Source organism: Flavonifractor sp. An91, from assembly GCF_002159225.1.
Classification (GTDB): domain Bacteria; phylum Bacillota; class Clostridia; order Oscillospirales; family Oscillospiraceae; genus Flavonifractor; species Flavonifractor avicola.
The window spans coordinates 1-17,969 of the sequence record NZ_NFHA01000044.1; the positions used below are offsets into that span (position 1 = coordinate 1).

The following is a 17,969-nucleotide window of genomic DNA, read 5'->3' on the forward strand; positions in this document are numbered from 1 at the left end:
GGCGTGCCTTGAGGCACGCCCGGCGGAGATTCTTATTCGCCTTCGTAGGCCCGGCGGTAGATCTCGATGATCTCGGCCTTGGTGGCCTTGCGGGGATTGGTGAGGCAGCAGACGTCCTTCATGGCGTTTTCCGCCATAATCTCAAAGTCCTCCGGCTTGACCCCCAGCTGCTTCAGGTCAGAGGGGATACCCACCTGGCGGCTGATGGTGCGGATGGCCTGGATGGCCTTGGCCGCGGCATCCCCGGTGGACAGGCCGTCGATCTGTTCCCCCATGGCCTGGGCCAGATCCCGGAAGCGATTCAGGTTGCCGATGAGGTTGAATTCCTCCACATAGGGCAGCAGGATGGCGTTGCATACGCCGTGAGGCAGGTTGTAGTAGCCGCCCAGCTGGTGGGCCATGGCGTGGACGTAGCCCAGAGAGGCGTTATTGAAAGCAATGCCCGCCAGATACTGGGCGTAGGCCATCTTGTCCCGGGCCTTCATGTAGTCGCCGTTGGCCACCGCCTTGGGCAGGTACTGGTAGATCATCTTCACCGCCATCAGGGCGGCGGAGTCGGTGAGCACGTTGGCGGCGGTGGAGACATAGGCCTCAATGGCGTGGGTCATGGCGTCCATACCGGTGGCGGCGGTGAGGGAAGCGGGCATCCCCTTCATGAGGACCGGGTCGTTGACGGCGATCTTGGGGGTGACTCGCCAGTCCACAATGGCCATTTTCACCTTGCGGGTGGTGTCGGTGATGATGCAGAAGCGGGTGATCTCAGAGGCGGTGCCGGCGGTGGTATTGATGGCCATCAGGGGGACCACGTCCTTGGAGGCCTTGTCCACGCCCTCGTAGTCGTGGATGGTACCGCCGTTGCTGGCCACCAGGCCAATGCCCTTGGCACAGTCGTGGGAGGAGCCGCCGCCCAGGGAGATAATGGAGTCGCAGCCGTTCTGCTGGAAGAAGGCCACGCCTGCCTCCACGTTCTTGTCGGTGGGGTTGGGTTCGGCCCCGTCAAAGACCACCGACCGGATACCGGAGCCGGACAGGATCTCCTGGATGGAGGCGGCCATGCCGGACTGGGCCAGGAACTTGTCGGTGACGATCATAGCGTGGCTGACGTTCAGGCTGCTCATCAGCGCACCGATCTCATTGACGGCTCCTTCACCGAACACATTGCGGGTGGGCAGGAAGTAGTAAGTGGACATAGCAGATTTCCTCCTTGTGCCGGGCGCCTGCGCCCAAATGATTGACGCAAGTATAATCTGCCAAATTAAAGTTGTCAATAAGTTTTAAAAAGTTTAATTTTTAACAAAATGTTGTTATATTTGTGACATATAAGTTAAAAATATGACAATAACATTTTAAAATAAAACTAATTGGTTTAGAAGCGGGAATGTGAGAAATTGGGAACTATTTCCTCCTTGTTGTGACAATAACAACAATCTGCTTCCAACGCGAAACAGTACAAGAAAAAGGCGGCCCGCGCAGATACGCGGGCCGCCTGCCGGTCAGAAACGGTAGAGGTAGAGATAGGTTTCGTTGTAGTCCTCCTTGCCGTGGGCGGTGATGGCTACCCGGCCCTCATCGAACCAGCTCAGGGAGCCCTCGTGCAGGGCGTCGTAATTTTCCCGATCCAGCAGGGTGAACACGCCGCGCTCCAGGTCCATGACTCCAAGGCTGGATATCCCAAGCCCGTCGGCCTGGTCGTCGTAGCTGGCAAACAGAACCTTGGTGCCGGAAGTATTGGCGATCAAGGTGGCGTTCTCCTGTTGGGACAATAAGAAATCCTCCACAATGGTGGTCCCACCGGTAACCAGGTCCAGCACCGATACCGTGCCGTCCTCCGCCACATAGATGCCCCGTCTGCCGCCAAAGAAGAACTGGAAGCCGTGGGGGTTCTCCTCCCGGGACTGGTAGACCGGCAGCTGGGAGAAGGTGCGCTTCAGCTGGCCGTTCTCCGGCTGCCAGGTCCAGACATCGTAGCAGTCCCCTTCCGACCCGGAGAGGGTCAGCAGGATCAGGGCGCCGTCCTGATCAAACCAGGCGCTGAATACCTCCAGGCCGGTGAGCTCGTCCAGGGCGGTGGTGGTTTGGGCCGTGCGGTCACAGTAGAACCAGCCCGTGCGGTCGCTGGACAGAATGGCGGCGGACAAATCGTCTGACCACCGTATGTCAGTCAGAGGCGCGGCCTTTTCCCAGCCGGTGCCATCCAGCAGGTCGGTGACTGCTCCGGTTTCCAGGTCCAGCAGCACCGGGTACTGCCGGTAGTCCATTTGGCTGCCCTGGCTGAGACGGAGGATGACGCTGTCGGTGGAGCCGGGGATGGCGATGGCATTACAGTCGTAGTCCAGGGCATAGCCGGCGGTGCCGTCACAATGGCAGGAGATTGCCCCCTCATACTCGCACCAGTAGACGGTGTCGGTATAGGTCACGCCCTCCCAGGTGGTGGAAAACCGGGTGGTGTGGGTCTCCAGGGGGACCAGCTGATCCCCCTCCGCCGCCCAGTAGTGGCGGGCTAGGAGGGTGCCGTCGTCAGCCCGCTCTGCCTGAAACAGGGTGCCGACACCGTAGTCATAGCCCGCCCCGGCGTTGGGGAGACGGATATACTGGGCCTCCACCAGACCGTCAATGGTGGTCTGGGTCATTTCCGGTTCCTCTGGCGCCTCGCCCACAGGGCCGGGCACCTGCTCGGTTTCCTCCAGGTGGAAGAAGGTGAGCACCGCCGTCCGCAGCTGAGGGCTCACTGCCATAGCCACCATAAAGGTGCAGGCGATGGCGGCGGCCGCCGCAAGAACCTTGCCCGCCAGCCTGCGGGGGTGTGCCTGCCGCATGGAGGGCAGATTCAGCTGCTCTTTGATACGCCCCTCCAGATCGGGGGCGGGGTTCAGCTGGTCCATTGCGTTGCGATAATCCCGGGTGTTCATATGCTTCCCTCCCATCCGGTATCCAGTTCCAGTTTCAGCAGCTCCCGGCCCCGTTTCAGCCGCATTTTTACCGCTGACTGGCTCAGCTTCAGGATCTCTGCCACCTCCGCCACCGAGTAGCCCTCGTAGTAGTGAAGGTGGATGGGGCCCTTGTAGGTCTCGGGCAGAGCCAGAATGGTCTCAAGCACCGCCCGATCCGGGCCTTCCGGCACAGGGCAGCTCTCATCCAGGGCCACCGTCTGACGCCTCCAGAAGTTTTTCAGTTGATCCCGACACAGATTGGCGGTCACCCGCAGCAGCCAGCGCTTCTCGTGCTCCCTGTCGGCAAAAGCGGGGGCCTTGTACAGCAGCTTGAGAAAGACCTCCTGAGTGATATCCTCGGCGTCCGCCGGGCAGCCCAGATAGACCATGGCCAGCCGGTAGACCGATGTGCCATAGGCAGCATAGGCTGATTCAAACCGCCTGGTCAACGAGTCTTGTTCCTTCATCGTACCGCCTCCTTTCACCCATATAACGACTGGGCAGACTTCCAGGTCACAAAAAAGTCCAGGCGAATTTCGCCTGGACTTTTGCATATCAGGAATTTTCCCGGCAGGCCCGGAGGATGGACAGAGGGGGCACCGGACGGGGCAGCTTCATGCGGAATACCATCTGGGGGGTACGGGGCTCAGTGAGGGGCCAGCCGTTTTCATCCTCCATGGCACCGGCGGTAAAGGGGGTGGCAGCCACGTCGGGGCCCACCAGCTCCAGCTCGTCTCCCACGGCAAACTTGTTGCGCAGGGACAGGGTGGCGTTGCCCTCGGAATCGCAGGAAGTGACGATAGCAACCACCTGCCACTCCCGGACATAGCGGGCGTCTCCGGTATACTGGCCGGGCTGGCCGAAGTAGAAACCGGTGGAGTAGGGGCGGTGGCTCACCTTGTCCACCTCTTCCCGCCACACCGGGTCCATGGGCTGACCGGCGGCCGCTGCGTCGATGGCGTGGCGGTAGGCGGCGGTGACAGCGGCGGCGTAGTAGGCGCTCTTGGCCCGGCCCTCTACCTTGAGGGAGTTGAGCCCAGCCTCCATCAGCTCCGGAATGTGGTCAATCATGCACATATCCCGGGAGTTCATAATGAAGGCGCCGCCCTCATCTTCGCCGATGGGGAAGTATTCCCCGGGGCGCTTTTCCTCCATCAAAGCGTACTTGTAGCGGCAGGGCTGGGCGCAGGCGCCCCGGTTGGCGTCCCGGCCGGTCATATAGTTGCTCAGCAGGCAGCGGCCGGAGTAGCTGACGCACATGGCGCCGTGGACAAAAGCCTCGATCTCCAGCTCCTTGGGGGCCTTGGCACGGATCTCCCGAATCTCATCCAGGGACAGCTCCCGGGCCAGAATCACCCGGCTGGCACCCAGGTCGTACCAGGCACGGGCAGCCTGATAGTTGGAGATGCTGGCCTGGGTGGAGATGTGTGCCTTGACCTTGGGAGCGTGCTTTTTCAGCAAAGAGAGCACACCTACGTCGGCCACGATGGCGGCGTCCACCCCCAGAGACTGGAGGTACTCCAGCCACTGGGGCAGCCGGGCCACCTCGTCGTTGCGGGGCATGGTGTTGCAGGTAACGTGGATGGATACGCCCTTGCTGTGGCACAGTTCCACCGCCTGGCGCATTTCCTCCTCGGTGAAGTTGCCGGCAAAGGCACGCATACCAAAATCATTGCCCGCCAGATAGACCGCGTCCGCCCCGTAGGCCAGGGACATTTTCAGCCGTTCCATGTCCCCGGCGGGGGAGAGCAGTTCGATTTGTTTAGTCATTCTTGTACAGCTCCTGGCTATTGAGGAAAGATTGGTGCTCACTGCTGGAGCGGAAGAAGTGGTGTACCCCGTCGTCGCCCAGCGCATAGTAGTAGTAATTGGTAGAGTCGGGGTTCACCGCCGCCTTCAGGGCGTCCACACCGGGACAGGAGATGGCGGTGGGGGGGAGTCCCTTGTGGGTATAGGTGTTATAGGGAGTATCCGCCTGCGTGTTTACTTGGGTGCCTCCGGTGACATACAGGATGGTGGCGTCGATGTTCAGATAGCCCGCCGTCTCGCTGGTGGGGTTGTTGAGACGGTTGTAGATCACCGAGGAGATCTTGCCCTGGTCGGTGCCGTCAGTTTCCTTCTCGATCATGGAGGCAATGATGACGGCGTCGTTGACGCTCATGCCCTTGTCCGTCATGGTCTGGCGCATCTCGTCGGTGAAGATCTCGTCAAAGCGGAGGATCATCTTGTTGAGCACGCTCACCGGGTCCTCACCCATATAGAACTCGTAGGTGTCGGGGAAGAGGTAGCCCTCCAGACGCTTGGCGTCGCCCAGGGGCAGCACGCCCTGGAGGAAGGAGAACTTGAAGTCGTAATTGGCGGCGGTCTCCTCCAGATCTTCCACCGTGGCCACGCCGGCCTTCTCCAGCATCTCAAAGATCTGGGCCTCTGTGGTGCCCTCCGGGATGGTCACCGTGGTGGTGAGCCGGTTGGCGGAACTGGAACCCATGCTGCTGATGAGGGCACGATAGTCCATGTCGGTATTCAGCTCGTAGCTGCCCGGGGTGATCTTGGCATTGTCATCTCCAGCCTGACCCGAGACGTGGGTGAAGCTGCAGAAGAGCTTGAATACAAATTTATACTCGATCAGGCCCGCGTCCTTCAGCTTGTCGGCCACCTGATCCACCGTGTCGCCCTCCTTAATCTCCACCACGGCGGTGAGGGGGGCTTTGTTCAGGGCGAGGATGTCGTTGGCCCACATCCAGCTAACCCCCGCCAGCAGAACGGAGGCGCCCAGTACGCATACCACATAGATCAAAATACCCCATGAGCCCAGACGCTTGCGCTTCTTGCGGGGCCGGGGCCGGGGCTGTCCCTCCGGGGCGGAGGGGGCACGGCCGGACGAGCGGCTGGAAGGCGCCAGACGTTTTCCGCCATGGTTGGCGTGGGAAGAGGTCTCCTGACGGCCCTCGTTGTGATAATCTTCCTGAGACATAGGTTCAACTCCTAACCGAATGAAAAACAGTGGCCTGCCGGAACCACGATTGCTCCCTCCGCATAGAATAGGTCAGTTAAAGCAAGTGAGGTGAGACGACAATGTGTTTCGGCAATAACGGTTTTGGCGGCAACAGCTGCCTGTGGATCATCCTGATCATCATCCTGCTGTGCTGCTGCTGCGGCGGCGGGAACAGCTGCGGCAACAGCTGCGGCTGCAATAACAACTGCGGTTGCAACGACGGCTGCTGCTAAGCCGTACGTACCGCAGGGAAGCGGGGCCTCAGGCCCCGCTTTTCTCCTATCCCGGTGCGGACGGGCCGTACAGGCTGGTTTCAGTGATCACCAGATCCACCCCCAGGTCGTGGGGGAGACGGGGAATGGCCTCCATCAGCAGTCCATCCCGGCACAGCGCGGCGGTGATGCCGGAAAATCCGGCCAGCCAGCGGTCGTAATACCCGCCGCCCCGCCCAAGCCGGCCGCCGGAGCGGTCAAAGGCCAGCCCGGGCACCAGAACCAGATCGATCTGGTCCGGCGGGATGAGGGGACAGTCCAGGCCCGGTTCCAGCATTCCGTAGGGATGGCGGATGAGGGTACTGTCCCTTTGGACGAGCCTGGCCTCCATTTGGTTCCCCGGCAGGCACCTGGGCAGACACACCTGCTTTCCCATATCCCACAGGGGTGACAGCAGCCGGACGGTGTCCGGCTCGGTGTCCATGCCGTGGTAGAGCAGGACGGTCCGGGCGGACTCTATCTGAGGCAGGGCCAGAAAACGGCGAAACAGGGATTCATCTCCGGCGATCCGAGCCTGAGATGACAGCGTGGCCAGCCAGTCCAGTGCCTGACGGCGCAGGCGGGCCTTCTCAGCCGTGATAGTGGACGGCATCCTTTACCTGGGCAGCAGCGGCAGGCCCCTTCAGGATCTCTACCAGCTTCAGGCCGAAGGGGAAGGCGGAACCGGCGGCCTCGCCGGTGACGATGTGGCCGTCCACCACTACGGAGGAACCCTTCTGCACTACAGCGGAACCCATCAGATCCTCCATACCGGGGTAACACACCGCGTTGCGGCGGTCCAGCATCCCCAGGTTGGCCAGAATGGTGGGAGCAGCACAGATGGCGGCCAGCCAGCAGCCGTGATCATAGCAGCGCTGGATGAGGGCCTGAGCCCGCATATCACCGCTGATGGCCTCTACGCCGCCCAGTCCGCCGGGAAGCATGAGCATCCGCAGCTGGTCGGGCTCCAGTTGGTCCAGGGTGGTGTCCGCCGTGACAGTGATCCCGTGGCTGCCGGTGACCTGAAGTCCGTCCAGGCCCACCAGAGCTACCTTGACACCAGCCCGGCGCAGCAGGTCGGCGGGGACCAGAGCTTCGCTCTCTTCAAACCCGTTACCCAGTAAAATAGCTACCATTCAACAGCACCTCATTTTATGATTTGGGCCACCATAGCCCAGATGTCTTGGTGGATTTCTTCCGTGGAGCGCAGACGCCCTGTCTGGTCCACGCAGGGGACCTTGTGCCAGCCCAGACAGTCAGCTGCCCGCAGAGCGGTGCGGCGGCACAGGGCCAGATAATCGGTATCTACTTCGTGAATATCGCCTTTGGTATGGGTGGCCGCCTCCCGGCTGCGCAGCAGCTCCACGGCCCGTTCTGTGGGCATATCCAGATAAATCACCTGGTCGGGGAAGGGCAGGCCCAGCTTGGAGCATTCAAAGTCGAAGAGCCAATGAAAGAACTCCTCCCACTGGTCCTCAGGTAGCTTGCTGGCCTGGTGGACGGCGTTGGAGGTAGTGTACCGGTCGGAGAGCACCAGACCGCCGTTCCGGTAGTAGTCCCCCCACACTTTTTTCCAGGACGCGTACCGGTCCACCGCATAAAAGGTGGAGGCGGCATAGGGATTTACGTCAGAGGGATGGGAGCCAAACTCGCCGCCCAGATACATCCGCAGCAGGGCGGAAGAGGGCTCCTGATACTGGGGAAAGACCAGACGGCGGAAGGAGATATCCTCCTGCTCCAGCCGCTGACACAGCAGCTTGAACTGGGTGGACTTGCCGGAGCCATCGGTTCCCTCAAATACGATCAGCTTTCCTGCCATATCAGCGCCTCCTGACCCGGGCGCCTACGGCATACCATAGCACCAGGGGGAGCTTGGCCATGCGTCCGATGCGCTTAGGTTCCTTGATGAGCCGGTGGAGCCATTCCAGCCCCAGCTTTTGAAAGGCCTTGGGGGCCCGCTCCACCACGCCGGCAAAGACGTCCAGGGAACCGCCCAGGCCGATCATCAGGTGCGCGCCGGTGGCGGGACCGTTCTGTACCATCCAGAACTCCTGCTTGGGCGCGCCCAGACAGACAAAGACCACATCTGCGGCGGCGGCGCGGATTTCCTCCACCACCGGACCGTCCTCCTTGAAGTAGCCGTCGTGGGTACCGCAGACAATAAGTCCGGGATAGGTACTCTTCAGGTTGGCAGCGGCCAGCTCGGCCACGCCGGGTTTGGCGCCCAGCAGAAAGAGCCGCTTTCCGTGTTCCGCCATCCATGCCACCAGTCGCTGGGCAAAATCGATGCCCGGCACTTTGCTTTTCAGGGGGCGGCCCAGAATCTTGGCGGAGTAGATCACACCGATGCCGTCGGCCAGCACCAGGTCAGCCCCCAGCAGGGCCTGCTTGAATTCGGGGTTTTTCCGGGCGGCCAGAATAAATTCCGGGTTGGGGGTCACAGCATAGTGAAAACCTTCCGCCTCCACCAGCCCGGAGCCAGTCTGTACCGCCTCATCCAACGTCAGGTCGTCGAAGCCGACGCCCAAAACATCTGTCCTCAAAATGAATTGCCTCCGATTGGATCAAGTCCATAATTTCACACCATTCTACCATAGCGGAAGAGAAAAGTCCATGCGGAAACAGGGAGAAAGGAGGGTGGAAATGATAAAGTTTCTGTGAAGAAAGCCGGAAAAGCGCCCTTCGCACAGCGAAGGGCGCTTTGGCTCAGATCAGGGAGGGAAGCAGATTCAGCTTGCACAGCAGAGTGCAGGTCAGGGCGGCAGCCTCCTCCCGGGTGGTGACTCCGGCGGGATCGATCTCACTGGGGGCGGCCCAAAGCAGGCCGTCCTCATCCTGTGCCAGCAGCCATACCGACGCCCAGGACCAGGAGGAATAGTTCTGATACTCGGCGAACGCCGCCTCCGGACGATTCTGCCAGGTCTGGATCAGATCCAGATCAAGTTTCCTGCCCAGGCGGGACAGAATGGTGATAAACTGCTCGTGGCTCACCGGATCGTTGGGGGCGAAGCGACCGCCGCCTACGCCGTTTACCAGTCCCATGGAGGCCAGGGCATTGACGGAGGGACCGTACCAGTCGTCCATGGACACGTCGGTAAAGGCACTCTCCCCGGTAGGAACCTTGCAGTTCAGGGCCTGGGCCAGCAGGGTACAGAGTTGTCCCCGGGTCAGAGCTTCCGCGGGACGATAGGTGCCGTCTCCCGCGCCCAGTACCACGCCGTAGGTGGCCAGCAGGCCGATTTCATCGGCATAGGGGGACTGAGCGGTGTCGGAGAACCCCCGGTGGTGATAGCCACTGAGGCCGCAGGCGGCGGCCAGATCGGCGGCGGTGGTGGCCTCCCAGCCATCACCGGTGCCTGTCCGCAGCAGGACTCCGTCGGGCAGAGCCTCCAGCAGCGCGGTAAAGGCAGCCTGGTAGGAGGTGGAGCAGGCTTGTTCCAAATCGATGTACCAGGCACCGTTCAGATCAATGCGCGCCGTACCGGAGGTGTCTCCCTGGGGCTCGGGACTGGAGAGAAGCACGGCGGCCTCGTCCGCCAGGGACGGATTCAGCAGCAGGTGCGGCATGACGCCGATGGTGTCGTTGCTGGTACCGGCAGGCCCGAAAAAGCGATAGGCGGTCATTTTCAGAGCATCGCCCTCGGAGAAAAAGGCAGGAAAGAGGGTGCTGTCCAACAGGATCTGAGCGACTCCTTTTCCGTAGGTGCGGTCTCCCACCAGCAGGCCGGAGCCAGTGTCCCGAATGGCGGAGGCAAACAGCTCGGAGGCGCTGGCCGAATAGAAGTTGGTCAGGACGATGAGCGGTTCATCGGTGATCTGGGCGCTCTGACTGCCCTGGGCGTTGATGGAGCCGTCGCTGGCCCGCATATAAACCAGCTGATCGTTGGGACCAGCAAAATAGCTGATGGTGTTGAGAGCGGCGGTCACTTCTCCGCCGCCGTTGTTGCGCAGGTCCATGATCCAGTGGTCGGCCTGACTGCCATAGGTTTCCAAACCTTCCTGCACATGACCGGCGGTTTCAGGACCAAAGGCGTCGCAGGCCACATAGCCGATGTGGTCCTCCCAAAGTTCAGTATAGGCGGTGGGCACCACAAAGGCGCAGCGGGTCAGGGTGACGGTGTGGGCCTGGCCGTCCCGCAGATAAGTCAGCTGGAAGGAGGTCCCCACCTCGCCGCCCAGCAGAGCGGAGGCCTGCTCCAGGCTGATTTTCATACAAGACTGGCCATCGATGGCGGTAATTACGTCTCCTGCCAGCAGACCACCCGCCTCTGCGGCGGAGCCGGGGATCACGCGGGTTACCAGCAGACCATCGTCAGCCAGCTGAATGGAAACGCCGGCGCCTACCAGCTCAGAGTCGGAGAGAGAGGCGTGAAAGGCGGCGTACTCTTCGGCGGTAAAATATTCGGTGTAGGGGTCTCCGAGGGCCTGGATAATCCCGTTCATATCCGTTTGCTCAAATACCTGGTCGGGAAGAGGGTCCAGGTAGTACCAGTTCAGCAGCGTCAGAGCCTGAGAGGGATTGAGCGCCTGGGCAGCAGTTGTCAGCAAAAGGCTTGCGGCCAGCCCCACGGCCGGCAGGCGAAAGCGAAGTTTCATAGTACGCCTCCCGTAATATTATGTAACCCCATTTTAGAGCAAAGCGGGGGCGGGCGCAAGGCCCGTCCCCACTTTGTAGCAATTTGTCATTTTTCCTCCAGACTGCGGAACAATGCGGGCCCCTGGCGCACAAGTGCAAAGAAGGAGAGGACAGCCGCAGCGGCCAGAATAACGGCGTATACCAGCAGCAGACCCACGCTGCCCAGCGGTTCCAGGAAAAAGAACCACAGCAGGAAAAAGAGCAGGACCAGAACCATGGGCAGGAAAGTGGACAGCATGGCGGCGGCCGACTGCTTGACCACCACGGCGTCGTTGACGGCGTCCAGCTTGGGGAAGTGGAGGTTGATCCAGAGCCCGAAGGGGGCGCACATCAGGGCGAAGAGTAATCCGTCAACCAGCAGGAGTATCCACTCTGCCGGAGTTAGGGCAAAGGCCAGACAGAGCATGAGCCACCCCACTGCCAGACAGGGCAGGATGACCAGCAGCTGGAAGGCCACCTTCATGCCCAGAATGGTGGTCACCGGAACGGGGGCGCACTGGAGCAGCCAGAGCTGCTTGCCCTCCAGGCTGATGGAGGAGCCGGTGATGGCAACGGTGGACAGGCAGAACGTAATGCCTGCCAGCAGCAGCGGAGCCAGAGCTAGGCCGCCAGCCATCTCTAAAAATTGTGCGATGGATTCCCGGTAGATGAGAGCGGCTACCCCGGCGCCGGGCAGCAGGAGCAGACCGATTCCGGTGTTGAATACATAGCTGGGGGTGCCGAACCACCGGCGGGCCTCCTTCCGCAGCAGGGCGCCCCGCTGGCTGGAGGAGGACAGCCTGCCCAGCTTGTAATCCGAGCGGGTCCGGTGGGTGGACAGCCGGGTGATGATGGCCTTATACTGCCAGGCCAACAGCCACACTACCACCAGGAAGGGGACCAGGCACAGGGCCCACAGAGCCGCCAGCTGGAGCAGATTTCCGCCGCTCACCCCCTCTGCCAGCAGCAGGAAGGGACGGCCCCAGCCCTGGAAGAAGGACAGGATGGCGGGGACGGCATTTTCCATATTGTTGGCAGCGGCGCTCAGCCAGAAGGAGCCCACCAGAATCAGAGCCAGCAGGAGCAGCTGGAGCAGGGTGGAGGCCAGGGCCTTCCGGGAAAACCGGCCGGACAGCCAGGCCAGCACAAAGCCTATGATGAGGGTGAGCAGGGTGGGCAGCAGGTTGAGAAAGAGGGCGGAAACCAGCAGCAGCGGGAGCACCGCCCAACCTCCCGGCCCGCCGTACCACAGATAGATCACCCCGGCGGGGAGGAGCACGAACACGGTGGATACCAGGTTTTCCAGATAGAGCGCCAGGGTACGGGAGAGCATAAGGGTAAACGGGGAAATGGGTAGGGAGAGCATCAGGTCGTTGTCCTTAGCCCCATATACCACGCCCTGGGCTGCAAAGAGGGAGAAAAAGAAACCCAGCAGGACCGCCACCAGGGACATGAGCACCAGCAGCAGGGGCAGGGCCCCCACCGCCGCCAGCTGTCCGGCCAGCAGGGAACTGTACACCCCGGAGATATAGAGCGACAACCCGGCCAGAAGGGCCAGGGCGCCTATGCCGGAGAAGGAGCGCTTCTTCCGGCCCACCCGCATGGCGGAGAGCAGGGAGCGGAAATTCAGCTTCAGCAGGGCGAGAAATTTAGCCATGCCCGTCTCCCTCCAGTTCCAGGAATACGTCCTCCAGGGTGGAGTCTCCCACCAGTTCAGCTGTATTGCCCATGCGGATCAGCTTGCCCTGTTTGATGATAGCCACCCGATGACACAGCTTTTCGGCCACCTCCAGCACATGGGTGGAGAAAAATACCGCGCTGCCGGCGGCGCACAGCTCCGCCCAGAACTGTTTGAGCAGGTGGGCCGCCGACGGGTCCAGACCCACGAAGGGCTCGTCCAAAATGAGCAGCTTGGGCTGGCGGATCAGGGCGGAGATGAGGGCCAGTTTCTGTTTCATGCCGTGGGAATAGCTGCCGATGGGGCTGCCCAGATTGCCGGTGAGCTGAAAAGCGTCACCGTACCTGGCGATGAGATTCTGACGGGTATCCCCGGAGATCTCGTATAGATCGGCGATGAAATTCAGAAACTGAATGCCGGTGAGAAATTCATAGAGGTCGGGGTTGTCGGGCAGGAAGGCGGTGACCTTCTTGGCGGCCAGAGCGTCGGTACGGACGTTGTGCCCGTCAATGGTGATGGTGCCCTCTGTAAAGTCCATGACACCCGCCACTGCCCGGAGGGTGGTAGTCTTGCCCGCACCATTGTGGCCGATGAACCCGAAGATCTCACCGGGGGCCACATGGAGGCTCAGGCCGTCCACCGCCCGCTTGCCGCCGGGGTAGGTCTTGGAAAAGTGTTCGATGTGCAGCATGGGTTATCCCTCCACGATTTTGACGGCGGTGCCGTAGGCGGTGATCTCAGCCGCGCCCTGCATGATGGAGGCGGAGGTATAGCGTACGCCCACCACGGCGTCGGCCCCCATGGCCTCGGCATCATCCACCATGCGCTTGGTGGCGATCTGACGGGCCTCGGTGAGCATTTTGGTATAGCTCTCGATCTCGCCGCCCACCAGGGTCTTCATACCGGCCATAAAGTCCTTGCCGAAGTGCTTGGACTGGACCACGCTGCCCTTGGCGATACCCAGGGCCTGGATCTCTTTGCCGGGGATGTACTCAATATTTAGAAGCAGCATTTTCTTCTCCTCCTTGGATCTGTTTGATGCGCTGGATGAGGGCCAGCAGGACCCCGACGATGAACACAGCCGGGATGAGGGTGAGTACCACCACTACCGGCAACGGGGGCGCGTCGGTGGGGAAGGCCACAGCGGCCCACACCACCAGGGCCATGACGCCCCCCATCAGGACCACGAACAGTAGGGCGCATACCACCGGCGGGATGTAGTGGGACACAGTATCTTTCTTATGGATGTTCACAAAGCGGGTCCCCTCTCCTTCCATACGGTCCATTTCCGACAGCCACCGGTCCGCGTCCAGGTCGGCCAGCTGCTGGCCGGCGTCGGCCAATGTCTGGCACAGGGTCCGGATGGTGGCCAGGTTGGCCTGCTCCCGTTCCAACTGAATGATGTGCCGCCGCAGGCCGTCGTCCAGGGTCAGGATGCCCTGCTGCATTTTCCGGATCTCTTCCATAGGTACGTCCAGCTTCCGCAGCAGCTTGATCTTACGCAGGGCCTCCACGTCGGCGTCGGTGTAGTCCCGGTAACCGTTGTCCGCATTGCGCCCGGGGTTCAGCAGCCCCTCTTTTTCATAAAAGCGGATGTTGCGCTTGGTGACGCCCACAAGCTGCTCCACCTCGTTGATCTTCATGCCGCTCACCTCCGACGCAAAAAGGTATACCCTCCACCGGGTGGAAAGTCAAGAAAAAAATATTCCATTGTACATATTCCCGTGGCTGGCGGACATAATGGAGGAAAAGGAGGCGCGTACCATGGACATGACCAACGAGGAGTACAGCCGCTATGTGGCTGGGATGGCCAAGCCCTCTCCCCTGTGGAAGGATCTGATCTGGGCCTTTCTGGTGGGCGGTTTGATCTGCACCCTGGGACAGGGACTGAGCGACCTGTACCAGAGCTGGGGATTGGATAAGACCGACGCCGGGACGGCGGTGTCCGTCACGCTGATTTTCCTTTCCGCCTTTTTCACCGCCCTGGGGTGGTTTGATAAGCTGGCCCAGCACGCTGGAGCGGGTACTCTGGTACCCATCACCGGCTTTGCCAATGCGGTGGCCTCTCCCGCCCTGGAGTTCAAAAGCGAGGGACTGGTGCTGGGGGTAGGCGCCCGGATGTTTATCATCGCCGGGCCGGTTATTGTCTATGGGCTGGTGGCCAGTGTGATCTATGGTGTGATCCTGGTACTGATGGGTGCCTGATTGCGCTAAACAGAAAACGCGGAGCACGGCAAAGCCGTGCTCCGCGTCTTTTCATTGGGTTAAGCCTGAAGCAGCTGGGTCAGCTCACCCATGGCGGCCGTCTCTTCAGCCACCTGTTGGGCCAGAAGCTGCTGCTGCTGGGACAGAGCGTCATTGTAGAGGGCAATCTCCTCATCAAAGGAGGGGGCCTCCTCCATGCTCTTGGCCAGCAGAGACATCGTGGCGGGATAGGTTTCCGCCAGGATGGAGCCCTTGCCGGTACCCCAGAACAGGTTGCCCGGGTTGGAGTCCTCCAGCAGAGCCTCCTTGGACCGGGCGTTGGTCTCCAGGCTGAAATTATAGTAGCCGTACTCGGTGCCGCCGTTGATCATCCAGGCCAGATCCAGCGCGCCGGTGCCTTCCTCATTGCCCAGGACTCCCTGCTCCAGGGCGTCGACCACGCCGGAGATCAGAGCGATATTCTCCTGATAGGCCTGATGCTTGATGAGAATGGTGGAGGTGGAAGCGATGCCGATGAAGTGGTCCTGGACAAAGCGGAAGGCCTCCAGGGTCTTGGCATTCAGTGCCCGGCCCTCGGCCCGGATGGCGTCCAGGTCCTCTTGGCTGGCTCCTTCGGACAGAGCCTGCTGATAGCGGCTGTTGACAGCGGCGATTTCCTGGTTCCACCCGTCGGCAGCTGTCCGCAGCGTCTCCAGGGCGGTGGTGTAGGCCTCGCCGTCGCCGCCGGCGGCGGCCACCAGATCGGCGTCCAGAGCCTCCGCCAGATCGTCGCAGGTGGCGGTCAGGTCCAGCTCCAGGGCGGGCGTCTGATCCAGGTAGATGGCCAGCGTACCGAAGGTGTTCAGATTGGTGTGAATCACGTCGGCACTGTAGGTATCCCGGTCGTCGGCTGCGGTGTGGTAGCGCTGCTGAATCCAACCCTCCTCGCCGTCCTGGGTGCCGGGGATGTTGATGAAGTAAGGTACGCCGGAGGCCCGGTAGGAGACGCCGTCCTCCATGGTGTTGGTGTCCACCGACTGGCCGCTGATGCCGCCGGGGTACACGTTGTTAACAGGCTGGGTCAAAAGACCGGATTCTTCCACAAAGGACTGGGTCAATGTGGAAAACTCGGGGACGCAGCTGATCTGTCCCTCCTCCATGCCGTCGTAGAAGGCGGGCAGCTCAAAGTTCAGCAGAGCGATGGTCTTGCCGGCCCACTCGGGATGGGCGGTGTTGATCATTTCCCAGGCGCCGGTGGTCCAGTCAAACTGGGTGCCCGAGGCGCCCCACTCCTCGGAGCCGTGGGCGATGAAGCGGATGTCGTTTTCCGGCTGGTAACCGGAATCCACCATGGCTTTGGCCATGGCCAGCACCAGGCCGATGGCGCAGCTGTCGTCCTGGAAGCCGTTGAAGTAGACGTCATAGTGGCCGGCCACCAGGATCTGCTGCTCAGAGCTGCGGCCCTTCAGGGTGCCCACCACATTGTAGCTGGTTCCCTGCTCCGGCTCCATGACGTTGTCCACCATCAGGGTAGCGGTGTCGTGTCCCGCGGCCAGAGCCTCCGCCAGCTGGAGATACTGGTTCTTGCTGATGCTGACGCAGGGGATCACATCCTTGGAGCAAACGTCCTGCATATTGATCATGTCGTCGGAATAGGTGGCGTAGCCGCCCACATCGTAGGTGACGATGGCGCTGGCGCCGTGGAGAGCGGCCTCATTCATATACTGGTCGATCCAGGCCACATTCCACTGGTCCACGCCCACCAGAGCGATCTTGCCTTCCACGTCCACCCCCTCGTACTCGGCGGCGGTACCGGTGCCCACATCCACCAGCTGGGCGGTAATGCCGTCAGCGTCCGTGCCGTTGGTGGCGTAGGAGGCGGGCATGATCTGGATATCGGTGTCGGCGATGGTGAGAGAGGCGTCGTTGAACTGCCACTTATCCACAGTGACAGGCACCTTCTCCACCGTCAGGCCGATGGACTCCATCTCGGCGGCAATGTAGTCGGCGGCAGCGTGCTCGGCATCGGAACCGGCGGTGCGCCAGCCCAGTTCGTTGGACAGATAGGCGGGATCATAGGCCAGGGTCTCGGCGATCTGGTAGGCGTATTCCTGGTCTACCTGCTCCAGATAGGCGGATACCAGGGCCTGGGTATCCTGTCCGGCAGAGGGCTCCGGCTGCTTATCCGGCTGGGAGCAGGCAGTCAGGGACAGCAGCAGAGCTGCTGCAGCGGTTGCGGCAATCAGGCGTTTCCTCATCTTTTTTCTCTCCTCCAAACGTGTGGAGCGGAAAGGCAGCAAAAAAGCCATGGCGCAGATACACACCATGGCTGGAACACAAAGAGAGTTATAGTTCGCCTGTTACGGGGGCCCGTACCGTGCAGTCCGATTCATCACTCTTATTGACCGTTCACAAGTTGATGTGCGTATCTACGCATCGGTTATGAAGTAACCAACTTATAAAACTTGAGCCTTTCCGCTCAATCAATAAGGCAACAAAGTTGCCAGTCCGTACCCGCGGTACGGTCCCCGGCTCTTCGACGGGTTTTCGGCATTTGACCCGGCCGTCCGTGTAGCCTTGATCCTTGTGAAAGGATGGTCAGGACGTGCATTCGCACAGGCGTTCAAAAACGAACATACAATTTATACCACAGGTCAATGCAGGTGTCAATCCTGAATTTCGGGTAAGTGGGATGGATCTGGGTATGTGTAAATATGCTGGAAGCAAATAAGAGAGAAGATAAGAAATTGTGAAAAACAAATAAAAAAGACTTGACAAACGGCAGACCCAATAGTATACTAAAGCCAGAAAGAAAGAGGTGAACCCGATGGGCTAGTAAAGTCCAAATCATCAAAGCCTCAACGCAGAAGGAAAAGGAACGGTTCGTTTTAGGCAACACGTGTTCCCAACAAACTCATTGAAGCGAGGAGACCCGGAAACCTCAGATGCGAAGTTCGCTGAAGACGGAAATCAGGGTAGTACGTTGCAGGAGACAGTGATCCAGGCGAATCCCAAAACCGAGTCCTTCCCAATGCGTGGCAAATCTGTAGAAAGTAGAGGTAGACCAAGTGATTGAACCCCAGGTCGAAAAGTAGCCCCCCGGTCACGATGGATGGCCGGGGGGTTGTGCTGTTCCTGGGCAAAAATGCGGCAAACCTCTCAACATAAAAAGTCCCCCCGGCACTGCCGGGGGGACTTCAGCCTGTCGAAAAAGTCCAGCAAAAGCTGGGCTTTTTCATTTAGATGAGATAAGATAGAGGTGGAGGTGAGGGAGATGCTGGAACGTGGAAAAAAAGATCGTGATGTAATAGAGATT

17 protein-coding genes are annotated in these 17,969 nt (G+C 60.6%); 2 read left to right on the plus strand and 15 right to left on the minus strand.

The genetic code is table 11. The features are described from left to right. Window positions 1-32 precede the first annotated feature (32 nt). From B5G42_RS15910 to mltG, 5 genes are all read right to left on the minus strand, one after another. Entirely contained in the window at window positions 33-1,190 is a 1,158-nt protein-coding gene (locus B5G42_RS15910; RefSeq protein ID WP_087272457.1) for an iron-containing alcohol dehydrogenase, read from the minus strand. A gap of 303 nt (window positions 1,191-1,493) precedes the next feature. Next, window positions 1,494-2,909 carry a hypothetical protein gene (locus B5G42_RS15915; protein WP_087272460.1) on the minus strand — a complete coding sequence of 472 codons (1,416 nt, stop codon included), beginning with the start codon at window positions 2,907-2,909 and terminating at the stop codon, window positions 1,494-1,496. Further along, window positions 2,906-3,397 (minus strand): RNA polymerase sigma factor, encoded by a 492-nt coding sequence (locus tag B5G42_RS15920; RefSeq protein ID WP_087272463.1) that lies wholly within the window; start codon window positions 3,395-3,397, stop codon window positions 2,906-2,908. Before B5G42_RS15920 ends, B5G42_RS15915 begins: the two co-directional genes overlap by 4 nt. Before the next feature lie 88 nt (window positions 3,398-3,485). Further along, window positions 3,486-4,700: a peptidase U32 family protein gene (locus B5G42_RS15925; protein ID WP_087272466.1), complete on the minus strand. Its 1,215-nt coding sequence runs from the start codon at window positions 4,698-4,700 to the stop codon at window positions 3,486-3,488. Then, a complete protein-coding gene (mltG, locus tag B5G42_RS15930) occupies window positions 4,693-5,904 on the minus strand; it encodes an endolytic transglycosylase MltG (protein ID WP_087272469.1) in 1,212 nt (403 codons plus the stop codon). The genes B5G42_RS15925 and mltG overlap by 8 nt, the downstream gene beginning before the upstream one ends. Before the next feature lie 101 nt (window positions 5,905-6,005). Between mltG and B5G42_RS18415 the strand changes: the two genes are divergently transcribed. Then, window positions 6,006-6,158, plus strand: coding sequence for a hypothetical protein (locus B5G42_RS18415; protein ID WP_164475038.1), 153 nt, complete (start codon window positions 6,006-6,008; stop codon window positions 6,156-6,158). Window positions 6,159-6,204: 46 nt separating this feature from the next. On the opposite strand, the gene B5G42_RS15935 is transcribed toward B5G42_RS18415, so the two are convergent. The 9 genes from B5G42_RS15935 to B5G42_RS15975 form a co-directional block, all read right to left on the minus strand. Continuing rightward, the gene (locus B5G42_RS15935) at window positions 6,205-6,789 is read right to left on the minus strand and encodes a 5-formyltetrahydrofolate cyclo-ligase (RefSeq protein WP_087272471.1); all 585 of its coding nucleotides are present in this window, start codon (window positions 6,787-6,789) and stop codon (window positions 6,205-6,207) included. Beyond that, on the minus strand, window positions 6,767-7,312 hold the full coding sequence (locus B5G42_RS15940; RefSeq protein WP_087272473.1) for a DJ-1 family glyoxalase III: 546 nt from the start codon (window positions 7,310-7,312) through the stop codon (window positions 6,767-6,769). Before B5G42_RS15940 ends, B5G42_RS15935 begins: the two co-directional genes overlap by 23 nt. A gap of 11 nt (window positions 7,313-7,323) precedes the next feature. Next, complete coding sequence (locus B5G42_RS15945) at window positions 7,324-7,995, minus strand: dTMP kinase (protein WP_087188279.1); 672 nt, start codon at window positions 7,993-7,995, stop codon at window positions 7,324-7,326. A 1-nt stretch (window position 7,996) separates the two neighbouring features. Continuing rightward, window positions 7,997-8,719, minus strand: coding sequence for a WecB/TagA/CpsF family glycosyltransferase (locus tag B5G42_RS15950; protein ID WP_087188280.1), 723 nt, complete (start codon window positions 8,717-8,719; stop codon window positions 7,997-7,999). 163 nt (window positions 8,720-8,882) lie between these two features. Further along, complete coding sequence (locus tag B5G42_RS15955) at window positions 8,883-10,772, minus strand: S41 family peptidase (protein ID WP_087272476.1); 1,890 nt, start codon at window positions 10,770-10,772, stop codon at window positions 8,883-8,885. Window positions 10,773-10,858: 86 nt separating this feature from the next. Then, the gene (locus B5G42_RS15960) at window positions 10,859-12,448 is read right to left on the minus strand and encodes a hypothetical protein (RefSeq protein WP_087272479.1); all 1,590 of its coding nucleotides are present in this window, start codon (window positions 12,446-12,448) and stop codon (window positions 10,859-10,861) included. Further along, window positions 12,441-13,160, minus strand: a complete 720-nt coding sequence (locus B5G42_RS15965; RefSeq protein WP_087272482.1) for an ABC transporter ATP-binding protein — start codon at window positions 13,158-13,160, stop codon at window positions 12,441-12,443. The genes B5G42_RS15960 and B5G42_RS15965 overlap by 8 nt, the downstream gene beginning before the upstream one ends. A gap of 3 nt (window positions 13,161-13,163) precedes the next feature. Continuing rightward, entirely contained in the window at window positions 13,164-13,481 is a 318-nt protein-coding gene (locus B5G42_RS15970; RefSeq protein ID WP_087188284.1) for a YbjQ family protein, read from the minus strand. Then, on the minus strand, window positions 13,462-14,112 hold the full coding sequence (locus B5G42_RS15975; RefSeq protein ID WP_087272485.1) for a MerR family transcriptional regulator: 651 nt from the start codon (window positions 14,110-14,112) through the stop codon (window positions 13,462-13,464). Before B5G42_RS15975 ends, B5G42_RS15970 begins: the two co-directional genes overlap by 20 nt. Before the next feature lie 121 nt (window positions 14,113-14,233). On the opposite strand from B5G42_RS15975, the gene spoVAC reads away from it, so the two are divergent. Beyond that, window positions 14,234-14,674 (plus strand): stage V sporulation protein AC, encoded by a 441-nt coding sequence (spoVAC, locus tag B5G42_RS15980; RefSeq protein ID WP_087272488.1) that lies wholly within the window; start codon window positions 14,234-14,236, stop codon window positions 14,672-14,674. Window positions 14,675-14,733: 59 nt separating this feature from the next. Here the strand turns inward: spoVAC and B5G42_RS15985 are convergent, their stop codons facing one another. Further along, on the minus strand, window positions 14,734-16,911 hold the full coding sequence (locus tag B5G42_RS15985; RefSeq protein ID WP_162611131.1) for a M28 family peptidase: 2,178 nt from the start codon (window positions 16,909-16,911) through the stop codon (window positions 14,734-14,736). Between the last annotated feature and the right edge of the window lie 1,058 nt (window positions 16,912-17,969).

What these genes read in the sequence shown, in the direction of transcription:
- B5G42_RS15910 (WP_087272457.1), bottom strand. Translation starts at nt 1,190, where the DNA reads ATGTCCACTTACTACTTCCTGCCCACCCGCAATGTGTTCGGTGAAGGA.
- B5G42_RS15915 (WP_087272460.1), bottom strand. Translation starts at nt 2,909, where the DNA reads ATGAACACCCGGGATTATCGCAACGCAATGGACCAGCTGAACCCCGCC.
- B5G42_RS15920 (WP_087272463.1), bottom strand. Translation starts at nt 3,397, where the DNA reads ATGAAGGAACAAGACTCGTTGACCAGGCGGTTTGAATCAGCCTATGCT.
- B5G42_RS15925 (WP_087272466.1), bottom strand. Translation starts at nt 4,700, where the DNA reads ATGACTAAACAAATCGAACTGCTCTCCCCCGCCGGGGACATGGAACGG.
- mltG (WP_087272469.1), bottom strand. Translation starts at nt 5,904, where the DNA reads ATGTCTCAGGAAGATTATCACAACGAGGGCCGTCAGGAGACCTCTTCC.
- B5G42_RS18415 (WP_164475038.1), top strand. Translation starts at nt 6,006, where the DNA reads ATGTGTTTCGGCAATAACGGTTTTGGCGGCAACAGCTGCCTGTGGATC.
- B5G42_RS15935 (WP_087272471.1), bottom strand. Translation starts at nt 6,789, where the DNA reads ATGCCGTCCACTATCACGGCTGAGAAGGCCCGCCTGCGCCGTCAGGCA.
- B5G42_RS15940 (WP_087272473.1), bottom strand. Translation starts at nt 7,312, where the DNA reads ATGGTAGCTATTTTACTGGGTAACGGGTTTGAAGAGAGCGAAGCTCTG.
- B5G42_RS15945 (WP_087188279.1), bottom strand. Translation starts at nt 7,995, where the DNA reads ATGGCAGGAAAGCTGATCGTATTTGAGGGAACCGATGGCTCCGGCAAG.
- B5G42_RS15955 (WP_087272476.1), bottom strand. Translation starts at nt 10,772, where the DNA reads ATGAAACTTCGCTTTCGCCTGCCGGCCGTGGGGCTGGCCGCAAGCCTT.
- B5G42_RS15960 (WP_087272479.1), bottom strand. Translation starts at nt 12,448, where the DNA reads ATGGCTAAATTTCTCGCCCTGCTGAAGCTGAATTTCCGCTCCCTGCTC.
- B5G42_RS15965 (WP_087272482.1), bottom strand. Translation starts at nt 13,160, where the DNA reads ATGCTGCACATCGAACACTTTTCCAAGACCTACCCCGGCGGCAAGCGG.
- B5G42_RS15970 (WP_087188284.1), bottom strand. Translation starts at nt 13,481, where the DNA reads ATGCTGCTTCTAAATATTGAGTACATCCCCGGCAAAGAGATCCAGGCC.
- B5G42_RS15975 (WP_087272485.1), bottom strand. Translation starts at nt 14,112, where the DNA reads ATGAAGATCAACGAGGTGGAGCAGCTTGTGGGCGTCACCAAGCGCAAC.
- spoVAC (WP_087272488.1), top strand. Translation starts at nt 14,234, where the DNA reads ATGGACATGACCAACGAGGAGTACAGCCGCTATGTGGCTGGGATGGCC.
- B5G42_RS15985 (WP_162611131.1), bottom strand. Translation starts at nt 16,911, where the DNA reads ATGAGGAAACGCCTGATTGCCGCAACCGCTGCAGCAGCTCTGCTGCTG.